General features: G+C 50.2%; 12 protein-coding genes and 1 tRNA gene. 3 read left to right on the top strand and 10 right to left on the bottom strand.

Annotated elements, in window-relative coordinates:
• Positions 1-133: 133 nt before the first annotated feature.
• A complete protein-coding gene (locus V7S65_RS23525; protein ID WP_336387987.1) occupies positions 134-1,198 on the bottom strand; it encodes a FecR domain-containing protein in 1,065 nt (354 codons plus the stop codon).
• A gap of 115 nt (positions 1,199-1,313) precedes the next feature.
• Positions 1,314-1,907: an RNA polymerase sigma-70 factor gene (locus V7S65_RS23520; protein WP_159454450.1), complete on the bottom strand. Its 594-nt coding sequence runs from the start codon at positions 1,905-1,907 to the stop codon at positions 1,314-1,316.
• A 165-nt stretch (positions 1,908-2,072) separates the two neighbouring features.
• Here V7S65_RS23520 and xseA point away from each other — a divergent pair, with 165 nt between their 5' ends.
• Complete coding sequence (gene xseA, locus V7S65_RS23515) at positions 2,073-3,512, top strand: exodeoxyribonuclease VII large subunit (RefSeq protein WP_111579317.1); 1,440 nt, start codon at positions 2,073-2,075, stop codon at positions 3,510-3,512.
• Positions 3,490-3,705 (top strand): exodeoxyribonuclease VII small subunit, encoded by a 216-nt coding sequence (gene xseB / locus V7S65_RS23510; protein ID WP_079472732.1) that lies wholly within the window; start codon positions 3,490-3,492, stop codon positions 3,703-3,705. The genes xseA and xseB overlap by 23 nt, the downstream gene beginning before the upstream one ends.
• A gap of 202 nt (positions 3,706-3,907) precedes the next feature.
• On the opposite strand, the gene V7S65_RS23505 is transcribed toward xseB, so the two are convergent.
• From V7S65_RS23505 to V7S65_RS23495, 3 genes are all read right to left on the bottom strand, one after another.
• Complete coding sequence (locus tag V7S65_RS23505; RefSeq protein WP_079472733.1) at positions 3,908-5,062, bottom strand: BamA/TamA family outer membrane protein; 1,155 nt, start codon at positions 5,060-5,062, stop codon at positions 3,908-3,910.
• Between the two features lie 134 nt (positions 5,063-5,196).
• Positions 5,197-7,425 (bottom strand): hypothetical protein, encoded by a 2,229-nt coding sequence (locus V7S65_RS23500; protein WP_336387986.1) that lies wholly within the window; start codon positions 7,423-7,425, stop codon positions 5,197-5,199.
• A gap of 79 nt (positions 7,426-7,504) precedes the next feature.
• Positions 7,505-7,624 (bottom strand) — tRNA-OTHER (locus V7S65_RS23495).
• A 243-nt stretch (positions 7,625-7,867) separates the two neighbouring features.
• Here V7S65_RS23495 and V7S65_RS23490 point away from each other — a divergent pair.
• Positions 7,868-8,878: a helix-turn-helix transcriptional regulator gene (locus V7S65_RS23490; RefSeq protein ID WP_336387985.1), complete on the top strand. Its 1,011-nt coding sequence runs from the start codon at positions 7,868-7,870 to the stop codon at positions 8,876-8,878.
• 22 nt (positions 8,879-8,900) lie between these two features.
• Here V7S65_RS23490 and V7S65_RS23485 read toward each other — a convergent pair whose 3' ends face one another.
• The 5 genes from V7S65_RS23485 to V7S65_RS23465 form a co-directional block, all read right to left on the bottom strand.
• On the bottom strand, positions 8,901-10,340 hold the full coding sequence (locus V7S65_RS23485) for a c-type cytochrome domain-containing protein (RefSeq protein ID WP_336387984.1): 1,440 nt from the start codon (positions 10,338-10,340) through the stop codon (positions 8,901-8,903).
• Positions 10,337-11,269: a sugar phosphate isomerase/epimerase family protein gene (locus tag V7S65_RS23480; RefSeq protein ID WP_336387983.1), complete on the bottom strand. Its 933-nt coding sequence runs from the start codon at positions 11,267-11,269 to the stop codon at positions 10,337-10,339. Before V7S65_RS23480 ends, V7S65_RS23485 begins: the two co-directional genes overlap by 4 nt.
• 7 nt (positions 11,270-11,276) lie before the next feature.
• Positions 11,277-12,764: a DUF1501 domain-containing protein gene (locus V7S65_RS23475; RefSeq protein WP_079472738.1), complete on the bottom strand. Its 1,488-nt coding sequence runs from the start codon at positions 12,762-12,764 to the stop codon at positions 11,277-11,279.
• Positions 12,765-12,770: 6 nt separating this feature from the next.
• The gene (locus V7S65_RS23470; protein WP_336387982.1) at positions 12,771-15,509 is read right to left on the bottom strand and encodes a DUF1553 domain-containing protein; all 2,739 of its coding nucleotides are present in this window, start codon (positions 15,507-15,509) and stop codon (positions 12,771-12,773) included.
• Positions 15,510-15,585: 76 nt separating this feature from the next.
• Positions 15,586-16,467, bottom strand: a complete 882-nt coding sequence (locus tag V7S65_RS23465; RefSeq protein WP_336387981.1) for an AraC family transcriptional regulator — start codon at positions 16,465-16,467, stop codon at positions 15,586-15,588.
• Between the last annotated feature and the right edge of the window lie 33 nt (positions 16,468-16,500).

Genomic DNA, 16,500 nt, shown 5'->3' with positions numbered 1-16,500 from the left:
CTGTTAACCGATATTTACACGGGGAATGGTGCGAACATTTCCCGTTTTTTTTTCGGTTTAAGCTTAGCTAATAAATTCTGTAGTTACTTGTTGTTCAGACTGTCCGTTTAATGTTTTACAGGTGAAAGAAATGTTAGTTAATCCATATTTTGCCTTCTGCATCTTTATGCCAGGAAAACGATAAGGTTGTTTCCAGTGCATTCAATACTTCTTCCAGGCTTTCTGATTCGAAAACACCGGTAAAGTAGAGTTGTTTTTTACGATCGTCACTAAAGTTGATTTCCACCCCATACCACTGTTCCAGCATCTTTACTACTTTGTCGAGCTGCAGGTGTTTAAAGGCCAGTTTATTTTGTACCCAGGCCGTTTCCGGGATAATACTATCTCTTAATGTGGTGAGTTTCGTTTTATATACTATTATGGGTGTAGTTAGTGCTGCAGTGTTTTCTGTTGTTGGTGCTGTTTGCGGATGCACAGGTACGGTTAGTTTTTCGTTGGGCTTCAGCGATACTACCTGGCTGGAAGCATCGTTCAGCACCACTTCCACAGACCCCTGCACAAGGGATGCTACGGCGCTGTCTTCCTGCGGATAGGCCCTTACATTGAAAGAGGTGCCCAGCACCCTTACATTAAAGGCTTTGGTATGAACGCGGAAGGGACGTTCCGCATCGGCGGTTACCACAAAAAAGGCTTCCCCCTCGAGGGTTACTTCCCGGGGCTGATGCGCTGCAAATTGTTGGGGATAATCCAGTTTACTGCCGGCATTGAGCCATACCCTGGTACCATCCGGTAGCAGCACCTGTGAGCGCATGCGTTTGTCGGTGACAAGCTGTGATAACACCGGTGTTGTTTTGGCCCGTTGTGTATACCGCCAGTATCCGCCGAGGGCGAAGAGCAGGAGGAATCCCGCCGCAATGCCGCTGTATAGCAGCCATCTGCGTCCTTTTGGGGGCGCTTCTTCATAAAGCGTGTCAGCTGGGAGGTTTTGCATACGCTGCTGATGTTTTTCCAGCAGTTGTTCCACCTGCGTAGGGGAGTATGCTTTGCCCGCCGGAGCCCAGTTTTGCGCAAACACTTCCCGGATGTAGCTGGCATCCGGGTATTGCTGCAGCAATTGTTCCAATGCTGCGGCTTCTTTTTCAGTTAATTCGCCGGCCATTTCGCGGGCCAGCAACGCATAGAGTTTTTCCTGATCCATAGTGTCAGTGAAGAATAAAAAGGCGCCTGTTTAATGTAAGCAGCCATTTTGTTCCTGCATCTGTAAGAAGGACAAACTAAACAGTAAAAATTCCCTAAAGGAAATCAAAAAAAAATTATGAGTCCAGCCGGAGGTAGGTTTGAGCGGTTTCGTCCGACAGGTCGAAACGGATGGCCTGGGATATTTTTTTAACGGCGATAGTGAGTTGTGCATCTACCGTTTTTGTGGAAATATTGAGCAGTTCCGCTACTTCGCGGTAACTGAGGCGGTCTTGTTTTATTAAGCGGAAGATAAGCTGGCAGCGGGCGGGCAGGCTGCGGATAGCCCTTTCTATTTTTTGCGATACTTCGGCAGATACCATTCCGTTTTCTGCATCGGGGGCAATAGCCAGCATGTCTGTATTCAGCGTATCCAGCGAATGGTGCTGGTGTCTTTTCTGTTGGCGCAGGGTATTCAGGGAAAGATTTTTGGTGCTTACATAAAGATATACCACCGGGTTTTGCACATGCGATAAATCATTCCGTTTTTGCCACAATGATAGAAATACATCTGACACAATTTCTTCTGCCAGGTGAAACGAGGAAACAATGGATGCAGAAAAATGTATCAGCCGGGTACATAACGCTATGTATAATTCATTGTACGCCTGAATACTGTTATCATAGCAGACCCTTTCAAAAAGCCCTTTTATCTGCTCATTTTCTCTCATGGCGCAAAAATATATAAATCGGAATAAGTCTGTTATTAAGTGTTTGTTACGGTTTTGGTTGACCTGGTAATCTATTCGTTGTTCAATGCGCAGCAATATATACATTTCCCCCGGTATTCCATGAGCGTGTTCATAATAAACGTTTTCTTATCTTTACCCACTACCATGACCGATTCTCCGTCCATAAAACTATCCGTTCTTACCGGGAAAATCCAGCAGGCGCTTCAACAGGTGTTTGCAGAGCAAACCTATTGGGTAGTGGCAGATATCACCAATCATTCTTACTACCAGCAAAAGGGATATCATTATTTCGACCTGGTGGAAAAAGAAGAACATGCGGGTGGTATTGTAGCCAAGGTTTCGGCAGTTGCATGGGGAAATGGCGCTATCCGGATCAAGGAATTTGAAATAGTTACGGGGCAGCAGTTTAAAAATGATATTCATGTATTGGTAAAAGTATCCGTGGGGTACCACCAGGTACATGGATTGCAGATCACGCTGCTGGATATAGATACCAGCTTTACAGTAGGGTTGCTGGAACAGCAGAAGCAGCAAACCCTGTTACGGCTTACTACTGAATGCGCGGATTTTATCCGTAAGTCGGGCGACCGGTACATTACCCGCAACAACCAGTTGCCTTTGCCAGCAGTGATCCAGCGGCTGGCGGTGATCACCTCCGGCAACTCCGCCGGTTACCAGGATTTCCGGCATACCCTGGAGCACAATCATTTCGGGTATACATTTAAAATCGATAACTACTTCACGGTAGTGCAGGGCGAAACCAAAGCGGAGCTGGTACAACAACGGCTGATAGATATCTACCAGCGCCAGGTGCCTTATGATGCGGTGGTAATTATCCGCGGGGGCGGTGCGCAAACCGACTTCCTGATCTTCGATACTTTTATCCTGGGCAGGGCGGTGGCAAAATTCCCGATCCCGGTGATCACCGGAATTGGGCATCAGAAAAATGAAACCATTACGGATATGATGGCGCATACCGCCACCAAAACGCCTACCAAAGCAGCGGAGCTGATCATTGCGCATAACCGGCTGTTTGAAGAAGCGGTGATCAATATGCAGCAGAATATTGTGATCCGGTCGCAACAGTTGTTTTCCGGGCACTTCCAGGCATTGTCTTATCTCAACAGCGCTATCATTAACCAGTCGCGCACTTTGCTGGCCAATCATAAAGAAGCCTTGCATGCCCGCAACAACGTGGTGCTGCATACCTCGAAATCAATATTGCTGAACCGGCACCGGGAGCTGATGACCGTATCCAACGCCGTGTTATCAAAGCCGCGGATCATGGTTTCCAACCGGCTGAATGACCTCGACAATATGATTGGGCGTTTCCGTTCTTTCAGCAGGTTATTTATTCAAAGCAAAAGGGGGCAGGTAGCGCATTACGACTCCCTGTTCAAACTGATGAGTCCTGCCAGTATCCTGAAACGTGGCTTTGCCATTGTATACCAGGACGGGCACATTCTTCCCGATGCGTCCACTCTCCAGCCCGGAAGCCATATCAGGGTGGTGCTGCAGGATGCATCACTGGAAGCCACTATTACTGAAAAAAACATTTTACATGAGCCAGGAACTGACATATGAAGCTGCCTACAATGAATTGCAACTGATTGCGGAAGAAATAGAGAATGAAGCTGTTTCGGTAGACCTGCTGGCAGAAAAGGTAAAACGGGCAGCTGTTCTTATTGAATTTTGTCAACAGAAATTACGTGCCACGGAAACGGAGGTGAATAACATTATCAAGCAAATGGAGGGGACGAAGGGGGGAGAGAAGTAAGGGCTTTCCACTCAGCTTTGAAACCGGGAGGAAGATATACCGGATCCGGGTAGCACCTGCTTAGGACATACTTAGGACATGGGGAATACATGCACTGAAGGTGGAGGTGACGTGGAGGGGATGTGGACTTGATCTGGAAACGGTCTGCTGTAAAGGGTTTTGGGCCAAAGTGAAGGTCGTGGTTCTGCACCCGGGGATCTCCCTAAAAAACCTCGTTAATACCAAAGTAAAAACCCGATTGATCCTTGCCCATGCCATAATCCAGCCGGATATTGATCCGTTTTTTAAACTCCCAGCGATAGCCGATGCCATAGCTGACCAGCGACTGGCGGAATTCCAACTCATTAAAGCGGGGAAATACGTTACCACCTCCAATCCAGGCAACCACGCCGCTGCGGTTATAGATCTTCTGGCGTAGTTCCACCTGGGCAGCCAGGTAGTTCTTATCGCGGAAGCGGCCTTCGTAGTAGCCCCTGAGGCGGTTGGAACCGCCGGCTTCTCCGAGGAGGCTCCAGGGAACATCGCCGCTGCGTTCTTCTGCGTAGAGGTCGGTAGCCAGTACGGCGCCTTTCCATAGTTGTTTGTACCAGTCGAACTGCAGATCCAGTTGTGAAAATACGGTTTTATTGCCCAGGAACGAGGGGAAAAAGCGATAGCCCAGTCGTATGTACATGCCTTTATAGGCATTGGGTATAAAATCGCGGGTATCGTATACAATAAACGGGCCGGCGCCGATGCCCAGTACCTTCCCGGGAACCATGAGGGGCTTGCCGCCGGCAGTATCGAGTTTTTTGGTTTGTACATTCTGGATTTGGGTACAGAGGCCCATGAACAGGTTTCCGTTCAGGTTGATGCTGAAGTCGGCCTGGAGTTTTTCGGTGAGCTGCACGTATTCGGTATAATCATCTTTATGGCTGCCGGCTTCGTAGCCGATGCCCCAGTATTTATTGGGGCGGGAGCTGAAAGAGGCTTTCAATGCCAGCCGGAACCGGTCGTGCGGAAATATGGTGGTGTTGCTGATGCCGATTCCATAAAACCCGGTGAGGGCGCCGGAGGCGTATACCGCGGCATTGGAAACGGGCAGCAGGGAATCTGTTTTATCTGTTTTGTATTGTGCGGCCATCATTACGGCGATGCCGAAGCTGGTTTCGGGGGTGTATACGGGGCCACCGATGAAGCTGAGGTCTACCTTTTTCTTTTTCTTTTCTACGTTGGTATTTTTAAGATAATACTTGATGTTATCAAAAAATCCTTTAGGCGCTGAAAATGTGGCTGTTGAGTCTGCCCGGTCTTCCTGCTGGGCATACCCTGCAGCAGGTGCAACCAGTAGCAGTAGTAGTAAAATCTTTCTATCCATGTATGACAATGCAATGAATATAGGACGATTTTCAGAAAACTGATGAAGTGGTATGCAAAAAGTGTGTTAAATCATAAAACGAACAGCAGCGCGGGTTGGCCCGGCTGCTGTTGTTTTTTATAGGGGTAAACAAATTAATCGATGAGCAATTGTGTCACGGCGGCGGTGTTGAGCGCCCATTGCATGTTATACACTTCATCGGCGTGCGCTTCAGGAGCGGCGTGCAATTGCTGGGCCTCCGCCTTGGCTGCGAGGAGCTGACCAATGCTCAGTTTGCTGTCCAGTTTTTTCAGGATGGCCTCTACATTGGCCGTGCTGAGGTCCTGGATGATCTGGCCATCGAAGGCCATTTCCAGCCAGATGATTTCCCGGGCTGCCACATCCAGTACGCCGAATACGAGCCCTTTGGTTAATCCGCCGGTGATGCGCACCATATGATCCACGCAGGAGGGATCGTAGGCCACGCCCCTTTTGGATACGCTCATGGGGTGTTTGCTGTTCATCCATCCCAATACCAGGTTCATGGCGATGGCGCCCTGGCTGTAGGCGTTGCAGGTGAAGGTGACATACTGCGCGCCGACTTTGGCCAGGGCAGGAATGTCTATTTCGATGTATTCCGCCGTCCCTACCTGGTTTGGTATGGAACGGATATCGCCGCTATGGATACACCCGGTTGTTTGCAGGTATTGGAAGGAGCAGGTATCCGTACGGTTGTTTTCGTAGGCGATACGGCAGCTCAGGTCCATATCCAGGTGCTGGGCAGGTAATCCTTTACCCCATTGCATGAACAGGATGATTTTATCCCCTTCCACTTTGAACCGGGTTCCCATCAAAGCGCCGGGCAGGTCCTGCACCTGTTCGCTGCGGTCGCCGATAGCCAGTGGTATTTTATACAGTTCCGGTGCAATGTAGATGCTTTTGGCAGTGGTGGCCACTGCGGCAAAGCGTTTCTTCATGGCGGAGATGCAAAGGTTTGTCACGGCCTGCTGCATTTCCTGCAACTGTTCGTCTTCGTAGATGTTCAGCTGCCGGTTAGCCGGGATGCTTTTTCCTACGCCGCCCAGTGGTTTTACCGCACGGGTGGTGGATTTATCGAAGTAATACAGTGCGTACATCTGTAAAGTCAGCAACAGCCTGGCCGGTACTTTATCCGTGATTTCCGCAAAGGCGGCGGTTACCGCTTCCGGTCCGAACCACAGCATGTTGGCAAACAGCGAGCGGGCAAAAAGACCCGGACGTTGTTTCAACAGTTGCAGGGTGTTGGCTTCATCGTAACGCAAACGGTAGTGGTTCACCTGGCCCTGCCACACGGTATAATCCTGGCGGTAGAACCGGTCCATCAGTTCGCGCAGTTTTTCAAAGCCTTCGCGTTTGCTGAACTCGGCCAGGCGCAGGGCGCGGATGAAGCGTACCCACATGTTACGCTGCGGATGCATGATTTCGCACATGGCCGTTACGTCCATATCCAGGCTATTCAGCCAGCGGGCAGCCATCAGTCCCTGTTGGCGGTTGTATTTCAGTTTCAGCGCCGCTTCCGCGGATACCACTTGTACCGTAGGATAAATATCCCGGTAGATCTGCCGCTGGTTTTTATTTTTCCGTTTGGTGATGGTACCTGGCTTCACCAGTTGCAGGAACCCGGTATGTTTGTACCACAGGTAACGGAGTATATCCGTTGGCGTGGTAAACAGTTTTGCGGCTTTTTCTGCCTCATCTTTTTCAATCAGCACATCTACCACTGCAATGATGGTTTCTTTCATACCTGGTTTTACAGCAGGCAGGGGAAAGATATGCAGCAATGCTTTCAGGCTTTCCACCTGGGTAGCATCCAGTGCTGTTTTGGAGGTCAGCAGGTTTTCCATGTATTGAGCCGCCAGCTCGTTGTTCCAGCGTTTCAGCACACGGATCTTACTTCCCTGGCCCATGTTTTCCAGTTCACCGAATTCAAACGGCGTACCGCAATAAGGACAACCGTTATATCTTTCCAGTGGAAATGTATTGGCAGGAATAATATGGCCGCATTGGAGCTTAGTACCGGCGCCCGTGAATTTATTGGTCAGGTAAGTGATAAAGTGATCAATGAACGATTCATTGGTAGGTACCTGCCAGTCTTTTATCAGCGGGGTCCAGTTGGTATTCACGCCCATCACTTCCCGGAATGTTTCCAGGATAGTAGCCTGGTAAGCAGGAGAGGTATGGTTCAACGCATGCAGGAGATCTTCTGTTACCCCAAATCCCAGTTTAGCGAGATTGGCTACCAGCATACCGGCGGCCGGGGTAATATGCAGCGTGTCTGTATTCACCACTGTATCAGGAATGTAAATAGCCTGTTGTCTTAATCCTGTTCTTAATAAAGCGTCCATTGTAATTGTGTTTAAATAATCAGATAATTTTGCTGCTGTTTATCCAAAAAAGAAGTAAGCAGCAATTGACCTCGATTTGTAAAGCAGGCTGGATTCGAACCAGCAACTCCGGATTGGAATCAGGAAGTAAGTTTTAATTGACCCTGAAGATAATTTTAAAACTACAGGATCCGGTGTTCAACCATTGAACTACTGCTTTTCCATCTTCTGCGTTAATTATAAATGTTCTTTTGGCTTGAATGAAGTAACATTTATTTGACCGCTTCCGATGACACAAAGATGCGCAGGTATCTACGCAATACACTTGCGCACTTAAATATTTCTTAAAAAATAGTTTTAACTACTTGATTATCTGTAATTTATTTTTTCTTCTTCCAAAGAAACAAAAATACTACGCAGGTATAATGCGCAGTATTTTTGTTTCTTTGTATAAATTATTAGTATGTCCATCAATAAGCTGGCCCTGATCCGGTACAAGGCCATCGATGAATGCCTGCGTAACCGCTATCGTAAGTGGACGCTGGAAGATCTCATTGAAAAAGTAGCAGACGTGTTGTATGAACTGGAAGGCATCAGCAGCGGCGTGAGTAAACGTACCATCCAGGCGGATATCCAGTTGATGCGCAGTGATAAGCTGGGGTATAATGCGCCCATCATTGTAAAGGACCGTAAGTATTATGCCTACAGTGATTCCGCATACAGCATCACCAACGCGCCCATTAACAACGCAGATGTAGATAAAATGAAAGAAATAGTGGCCGTGCTGAAACAGTTTAACGGCTTCAGTTACTTCGATGATATGAGCGATATGATTGCGCGGTTGGAAAATAACCTGTATAAATCTACCGACGCGCATCTCAACTGTATCCAGCTGGAAAATAATCATCGCCTGCTGGGCTTATCGCATATCAACCCGCTTTACCAGGCTACGCTGCATAAAAAGGCGCTCCTGGTAGAGTATAAATCTTTCAAAGCCAGCAAGGCACAGGAATTTATCTGTTATCCCTACCTGCTGAAAGAATACCGCAACCGCTGGTTCCTGATCACCCGGAATAAACGTACCCCGCAGCTGCTCACCCTGGCGCTGGACAGGATCATCAGCCTGCAGGAACTACCTAAAGAAAAGTTTATTGCCTGGGAAGGTATCCCCTTTGACGAATATTATGATAACCTCATTGGCGTTACCAAATCAGAAAAAGATCCTGTACATAAAGTAGTGCTGCAAATTGATGCAAAGCATGCCCCTTACGTGCTTACAAAGCCATTGCACCATTCGCAGGAAATATTAAAGGAAGATGAACAGGCCACCATAGTGAGTATCGACGTGGTGCTGAACTTTGAACTGGAGCGGGAAATCATGGGATTCGGGGAACATATGAAAGTACTGTCTCCCAAATCCCTGGCTAAGAAAATTGCATTGCGACTGGCACAGGCTGCGCAGGCGTACGAATAACGGGTACGCCTGCACGTATTTATTACCCGCTGACTTTATGATAAATAACCGTATCGGAAGCCAGCTGTTGTAAACGGTAACCGCCGGTATCCAGTTTCAGTTTTGGCAAAGATTGCTGTAGCTGCCGGAGCGCAGCAGGCGTAAAGCCCGCCTGGTATACATATAACTGTTGCAGCTTTTTATTTTGCTGCAGCGATAATAGTCCTTCGGCATTTACCGCCGTTCCGGCGAGATTGAGATAGCGCAGTTCCCTGCAGTTGCCCAGCGCTTTTATACCATTGCCCTTAACCGCTGTATTCCTCAGATCAAGACGGGTGAGCTTCTTCAGCTGCCCCAGTACAGCAAATGCGCTGTCGGTAACAGCCGTACCGGAAAGATCCAGCCAGATCAGCTGCTCCTTTAATCCCAGTAATAACTGCATATCACGGTCGCTGAACCCGGCGGCGTTGATCGCATCTACCGTGAGGTAGTGACTGCCGGCGCCCACGGGCATTACTTTTACTTTTAAGGCTTCCAGTGCGGCCATCTTCTGTTCACTGGGTGCACCGGTGCTTTCTTCCGGAACAAATTCCTGCTTATCCAGCGGGGTAGCGGGTTGCATTCCTTCCAGCACCGCCACGATCCGGGGCGTTTTTTCCAGCTCTTTTACTGTTTTACCGGCAGGCGCACCTGCTGCAATCCACCAGTGCAACAGTTCTAATTCCTGCGGCGTTACAGATGGCTTGCCTTTTGGCGGCATCCGGTGTTCGTCTTCTTCAGGAAGCAGCAGCCGTTTGAATAATTCGCTTTCTTCCGGTAGACTGTCCTTCAGCACCGGTCCGTGCTCTCCGCCTTTACGGATGAGGGCAATGGATTCCAGGCGCAAACCGCCTTTCAGCTTTTGTTCATTATGGCAGCCATAGCAGCGGTTGGTGAGTACCGGCCGCACAAGGTCTTCATACAACCGGGCGTCGCCGATATTCGTATAGGTGGCAGCGTTAGCCACCGCTTTGTTCATGCCGGTGATCCGCTGTAAAGGAGCGGGCATGGCTTGCGTGAGGTAATCGTCGCCGTGGGTAAGACTACCGCCGTAATGCCCTGCGGCGCTCAGCAGCAATACCATCAGCAATGCTGCCGGTAGTTGCAGGCGGGGAAAGCGGTGTTTATTTCTTTCCAGCAGGTATAACGCGGTGCTGATAACGGCTACGCCTATACCGAGATATTTATGCGTTTGCAGTAATTTTTCTTCATAACCTCCATCGAGTGAAAGGAGGTAGCCGGTGATGCAGCTGAATATGGCCGAAACAGCTGCCGCCAGTAATACCGCTGGCAGGGCTGTTTGTACGTGCCGCCATTTTTCCCTGCGGGCCAGCAGCGTTAATATAAATGCGATAATTAAAATGCCGATAGGCAGGTGTACCAGTAAAGGATGCGAACGTCCTATAAACATACTCCAGCTGCCGCTACTGATCAGTAATCTCATGGTTTGCTGTAACGTTGTTTTAGCTGGTTCATCATAAATACATTGATATCCCATTGATCGGCTACCGGCTGCCGGGTATAAGGCAGGGTAGGCAGGTAGTCGGCCGGACCAAATTCAGTAAGAAACGTGAGCGGTTTGCCGGCGGCCTGGTGCCGTTGCACAATCTGGTCCCACCAGCTGAAATGCGCCTTCACCGCAGCGGCCCATTCCGGCGCGCGGGGATCGTTCACCTGCGGGCCTTCCGGATGCCCGATGCGGGCGTGTACATGACCTGCACGTGCCAATGCTTTGACTACCGTGGCCTGCTGATCCTGCAGTAAGGATTCGTGTACGTTGCACCAGTGCGAAATGTCGAGCGTAAGCCGGAGGTCGGGTTTTGCATCGATGAATTTGCCGGCGATATGTGCGGCAAACAACATCCGGGAACGATGCGTTTCATGATATACCGGTATGCCTGTTTGTTTGGATATCCGGGTGGTCATATCTATTAACGCGCTGTTTTGTTCAAAGGAAAAATAATCCCTTCCGGAGTGGCAGTTAATATACAGCGGTTTAATTTTATTGTTGCCGGTGGCTGCTTTCAGCATAGTTTCAAATTGCTGTGCATGTTTCGTATAGTCGCTGTCGTAGCCCGCGCATAAATAGCCTACTTCCAGTCCGTGTTGTTCCAGCGCGGCAAATAATTCCTGTTGTGCGGCGGCTTCATTGGGCCACCAGATTTCGAGTCCGTCGTATCCTGCCTTTTTGGCCTGTGCACAAAATTCGTTGATGCTGCCGGTGTAGCCCCAGTTGGTGGCCAGTACAATAAGGCGGTATCCGTCTTTTGCGGCACCAGGTGTGGCTGTGGCAAATGCCGGCAGGGAAGGGATACATAATGCGGAACCCAGTATGGCTGATTGTTTGATAAAATTTCTTCGGTTACTGTTCATGTACGGTTTAGCTTAGTATGGGTGTAATTACTTTTCCGCCGGTGTCTGTAAGGCGGAATGGCCGGCCCTGGAACTGGTACGTGAGCTTTTCGTGATCAAAGCCCAGCTGTTGCAGGATGGTGGCGTGAATATCGTTGATCGCTACTTTTCCTTTCACGGCGGCATAGCCTATTTCGTCGGTTTCTCCGTAGGAAAATCCTTTTTTGATACCAGCGCCGGCCATCCACATGGTGAAGGCTTCTACGTGGTGATCACGGCCCAGGAAAGGCATGTCTTTGCCGTCCCTGTTTTCCTGCATGGGGGTTCTGCCAAATTCGCCACCCCATACTACCAGGGTTTCATCGAGCAGGCCGCGTTGCTTCAGATCCTGCAACAGTGCGGTAATAGGACGGTCAATTTCCCGGCATTTATTACGGAAGCCGTAATCGATCGCAAGGTTTTCATCTGTACCATGACTATCCCAGCCCCAGTCGTACAGTTGTACAAACCGCACGCCTTTCTCAACAAGTTTGCGGGCCAGCAGGCAGTTGTTGGCAAATGATTCTTTGCCTGGCTGTGTGCCATACATTTCATGAATGTAATCCGGTTCTTTGTTAATGTTCATTACTTCCGGTACGGAGATCTGCATTTTATACGCCAGCTCATACTGTGAAATACGAGACAAGGTTTCCGGGTCGCCGAAGGTGGTATATTCCTGTTTGTTGATTTCATTGATGGCATTGATGGATTCCTTGCGCAGGTCCCTGCTCATGCCTTCCGGATCGGTGAGGTAGAGTACAGGTTCGCCTTTGGTTCTGCATTGCACGCCCTGGTATACGGAGGGGAGGAAACCGCTGCCCCACACGCTTTTGCCGGCGTCTGGTGTTTTACCGCCGGAGGTGAGCACTACAAAGCCGGGGAGGTTATCGTTTTCGGAGCCGAGGCCGTAAGTTACCCATGAGCCGATGCTGGGGCGTCCTAGCCTGGCGCTGCCGGTTTGCATCAGCAGCTGGGCAGGGCCGTGGTTAAACTGGTCCGTTTGTACGGCTTTCAGGAAGCTTACTTCATCGGCCATTGTAGCGAAATGCGGCAGGTGGTCGGACACCCAGGCGCGCGATTCTCCATGTTGGGAGAAGATGGCTTGCGGTCCGAGCATTTTGGGAACGCCGCGGATGAAGGCAAACTTTTTACCTTCCAGCAGGGACGGAGGACACAGCTGGTTATGTAATTTCTGCAGGGCAGGTTTATAGTCGAACAGTTCCAGCTGGGAAGGTGCGCCAGCCATGTGGAGATAGATCACGCTTTTGGCCCGTGCGGGGAATTGTGGCACCCGTGGTGCCATTGGGTTACCCGCGAGGTCCAGCAGGGTTTTGCTGCTGCTGCCGCAGCTGGCCAGGAAAGAGCTGAAGGCGGCGGCGCCCAGGCCTTTTACACAGTCCATCAGGAAGTGGCGGCGGGTGAAATACCGCAGTGTTTGATCGTTTGCTTCCTTTATCAGTCGTGCGTGTTTAGTCATACCGGATCAGGATTTAGTCAGGAATTCATCCAGGTTCATAATCGCGTTGGCTACTACGGTGAGTGCTGCCAGTTCCGCCTTTTGTGGTGTATTATCTTTATGCTGCAACAGTTTGTCAGCTTCCGCGGGTTTTTGTTTGTATTCCGCGAGCGCTTCTTTATACAGTGTTTGCAATACTTTCAGTTTATTATCGGGCAGTGGTTTATACATAGCGGTTTGATAACCCCAACGGATACACGCAGCAGCGTCGTTGCCGCCGTTTTTCAGCATATGCCTGGCCAGTGAGGCGGCTGTTTCCACATATACCGGATCGTTGAGGGTAACCAGTGCCTGTAGTGGTGTGTTGGTGCGGATGCGCCGTTGCAGGCATACTTCGCGGCTGCTGCCGTCGAAGGAGAGCATCGACGGATAGGGGCTGGTACGTTTTTGAAAAACATACACTGCCCGGCGGTACTGGTTGCCGTCGTCGGCGGTTTTCCAGTAGGCGCCGCTCCAAACGGATTGCCAGATGTTATCGGGTTGGTACGGCATGATGCTGGGGCCGTGCAGCTGGCGGTTCAGCAGGCCGCTCACGGTGAGGGCCTGGTCCCTTACTTCTTCTGCCGTAAGCCTGAAATGCGGGCCCCTGGCGAGCAGGCGGTTAGCAGGATCTTTTTCCTGCAATTCAGGGTTGCTGGCAGAGGATTGTTTATACGCTGCGGATAATACTATTTCGCGCAGCATTGGTTTTACATGCCACTTGTATTTGTGCATAAACTGGTAGGAGAGATAGTCGAGCAGTTCAGGATGTGATGGCGTGAAACCCTGTGTGCCAAAGTCTTCTATGGTTTCCACGATACCGGTGCCAAAGATCTGTTCCCATAAACGGTTCACCATTACACGGGCGGTGAGCGGATTTTTTGTATCGGTGAGCCACATGGCAAAACCAAGACGGTTACGTGGCGCTTTTGCCGGGAATGGGTTCAGGGAGTGTGGTACATCCGGCGTCACTGCTTTTCCTTTTACCATCCAGTTGCCGCGTTCGAATACGTTGGTAACGCGGGCCATTACAGCAGGGTTTTCTATCATCACCGGCACGTCGTCGGGGTTTTGATTGATGAGTGATAACCAGGTGTTGTTGATCTTATCATAACCAGGCTTTCCTTTACCGGGAATATCATCGCGGTAGGCAAACCATTCCACGCTGCACACCGCATCTGCAGGGTTGAGGGAAGGATTGCGGAAAATGAGGTAAAGGTCGTGTGTGCCTGTTATGGGCGGCAGCGGCATGCTGATGGCGAGCCGTCCGTTGGTGGGCGCCAGGGTATGTTTAATAATGGTGCGGCCATTCAGGCTGTCGAGTCTGAATTCTACGGAGCCGCCATTGCTGCCGGTCCAGTAGTTCATGAGCAGTTGTGTTTTGCCTTCCATGTTTTGTTTGGGAAGCCGGCAGCTGCCATTATTCCGGATGCCCATGTATTTGGTGTCCAGCAGGGCGCCGTTGATATAGTTATCGGCTACGTGTGCGTGTACTTTTGGTTCCAGTACTTTCAGGAATTCCTGTACATCCTTTGCCTGTTGGGTAGTACCATTTTGCGCTACCCAGTCGCTCACCTGTTTTACTTCTGCTGTACTAACGCTGTCGTACAAACGAAGTTTAGGGTGTTCCATGTGGGTATCTTCATCACGGGTATTATTGAGGAAGGCCATCAGTTTATAATAGTCTTCAAAGCGGAAAGGATCGTAAGGGTGACTGTGGCATTGTACGCAGGCGATGGTAACGCCCTGGAATACATCCATGGTGGTGCTTACCCGGTCCATTACGGCGGCGGTGCGGAACTCTTCGTCCTGGGTACCGCCTTCGTCGTTGGTCATGGTATTGCGGTTAAACGCGGTAGCGATGAGTTGTTCGCGGGTAGGATCGGGGAGCAGGTCGCCGGCCAGTTGTTCGATGGTGAAGCTGTCGTATGGCATATCGTTATTGAATGCATCAATCACCCAATCGCGGTAGCGCCATATTTTCCGGCTGTCATCCCTTTCATAGCCTTTGGTATCGGAGTAGCGGGCGAGGTCGAGCCACATGGCGGCCCAGCGTTCGCCATAGTGTGGCGATTGCAGGAGGCTGTCTACTATTTTTTCATAGGCGTGTTCGTCGGTGCTGGCGGCAAACTGCTGTGCCATTTCAGGTGTTGGTGGCAGCCCGGTAAGGTCGAGGCTCACGCGGCGGAGCAGGGTCATTTTATCTGCTTCGGGCGAGGGTTTCAGTCCTTCCTGTTTCAGCTTTTCCTGTATGAAGTGGTCTATTTCATTACCGTTGGCGATGGTAATATCCGGTACCGGAACATTTTTGGGAGATATATACGCCCAGTGTTCTCCCCATTCCGCGCCCTGTTTCACCCACCGGGTAAGCATATCTATTTCGGCGCTGGTGAGCGGTTCTCCTTTCTGCGGCATCCGTTCTTTTGGATCTTTGCAGGTAAGGCGGCGGATAAACTCGCTTTTTTCAGGATGACCTGGAACGATGGCGGGCTTGCCGGATTTGGTAACGCCCAGGGCTTCTTCCCGGAACAGTACACTGAATCCGCCGCTTTGCTTCACTCCCCCGTGGCAACTGATACAATGCTTGTTAAGCACTGGTTTTACCTCGGTACTGAAGTCTACCTTTTTATCAGTGTGACAGGCGGCAAACAGCAGGCCTGCCCCCACCGCTATAGTGAGGCTCACTGTAATCCTCAACGTGGAAAAATGGGACATTGTTTTTTTCATTGACGTCCGTAAAAATAAGCAGGTGCCACTGAATATTGGCTAGATGATATGCTGATTATGATGGATTATCTTACGGTCAGAATTTCCTTTCCCGGTATTGATTGGGCGATACACCCATCACTTTGGTAAACATGCGGGAGAAGTAGTAGGGATCTTCCATGCCAAGCTGCGCGGCTATTTCCTTGATGCGTGATTGCGTGAAAAGCAGGTGCTGGCAAGCCTTCTGTACTTTCAGCTGGTTGAAGTATTCGATGGGAGAGAAGCCGGTGTTGTTTTTGAAGAGATAGGAGAAGTGCGACTGGGAGAGGTTTACGGCCTGCGCCATTTGCTGCAGGGTAAGCATCTTGTCCAGGTGTTTATTCATATAATCGATGCATTGATCAATGGCATCGTGCTGCTGGGAAGGTTTTCCGGGTTGGGTGAAATCCGGGTAAATGCAGGACGACAGGAACGACCAGAAATTCATATTGGACCAAACCAGGTTTTCATCGCGGTAGCCCCGCTGGAGTTGTTGATAGATCCGCTCAAACAACTGGATCCTTTCCGGGGAATGGGGGAGGAATATGCGGTGCCCGTTCCATGCGCTGACCGCTGCCTGCACAATCCCATCTGCACTGGTTCCCTGGAAGTGCGCCCAGTAGATAGTCCACGGGTCGCTTTCATCCGCAGTGTATTCATGCGCCCATTTGCGCGGCAGCAGGAAGCAATCGCCCGCCTGGATGGCGTGCACCTCTTTTTTCAGCGTGATACTGCCTTTGCCCTCCACGCAATAAATTAAAATATGCTGCTCCGCGCCCTGCGCTCTTTTGCGGTGGTGGAACAATGCTTTCGGATAATAGCCGATATCCGTGATGTACAGGGGAGTAAGCGCCGCTTCCCTGGCGCATTTCCTGCTCAGGATGTTACGTGGAATCACTATCATACGCTGGCCCTGAAAGCCTTCTTTCTTCCTGATCATAACGCAGCCGGTTTTCTTCCCAAAGTAAGAAAA

The sequence above is a fragment of the Chitinophaga sp. CCNWYY40 genome (genome assembly GCF_037483205.1).
GTDB classification, from domain to species: Bacteria; Bacteroidota; Bacteroidia; order Chitinophagales; family Chitinophagaceae; genus Chitinophaga; species Chitinophaga ginsengisegetis.
Note: the sequence above shows the minus strand (reverse complement) of the source record. Positions and strands in the feature narration are given on the sequence as shown.

What these genes read in the sequence shown, in the direction of transcription:
- V7S65_RS23525 (WP_336387987.1), bottom strand. Translation starts at nt 1,198, where the DNA reads ATGGATCAGGAAAAACTCTATGCGTTGCTGGCCCGCGAAATGGCCGGC.
- V7S65_RS23520 (WP_159454450.1), bottom strand. Translation starts at nt 1,907, where the DNA reads ATGAGAGAAAATGAGCAGATAAAAGGGCTTTTTGAAAGGGTCTGCTAT.
- xseA (WP_111579317.1), top strand. Translation starts at nt 2,073, where the DNA reads ATGACCGATTCTCCGTCCATAAAACTATCCGTTCTTACCGGGAAAATC.
- xseB (WP_079472732.1), top strand. Translation starts at nt 3,490, where the DNA reads ATGAGCCAGGAACTGACATATGAAGCTGCCTACAATGAATTGCAACTG.
- V7S65_RS23505 (WP_079472733.1), bottom strand. Translation starts at nt 5,062, where the DNA reads ATGGATAGAAAGATTTTACTACTACTGCTACTGGTTGCACCTGCTGCA.
- V7S65_RS23500 (WP_336387986.1), bottom strand. Translation starts at nt 7,425, where the DNA reads ATGGACGCTTTATTAAGAACAGGATTAAGACAACAGGCTATTTACATT.
- V7S65_RS23490 (WP_336387985.1), top strand. Translation starts at nt 7,868, where the DNA reads ATGTCCATCAATAAGCTGGCCCTGATCCGGTACAAGGCCATCGATGAA.
- V7S65_RS23485 (WP_336387984.1), bottom strand. Translation starts at nt 10,340, where the DNA reads ATGAGATTACTGATCAGTAGCGGCAGCTGGAGTATGTTTATAGGACGT.
- V7S65_RS23480 (WP_336387983.1), bottom strand. Translation starts at nt 11,269, where the DNA reads ATGAACAGTAACCGAAGAAATTTTATCAAACAATCAGCCATACTGGGT.
- V7S65_RS23475 (WP_079472738.1), bottom strand. Translation starts at nt 12,764, where the DNA reads ATGACTAAACACGCACGACTGATAAAGGAAGCAAACGATCAAACACTG.
- V7S65_RS23470 (WP_336387982.1), bottom strand. Translation starts at nt 15,509, where the DNA reads ATGAAAAAAACAATGTCCCATTTTTCCACGTTGAGGATTACAGTGAGC.
- V7S65_RS23465 (WP_336387981.1), bottom strand. Translation starts at nt 16,467, where the DNA reads ATGATCAGGAAGAAAGAAGGCTTTCAGGGCCAGCGTATGATAGTGATT.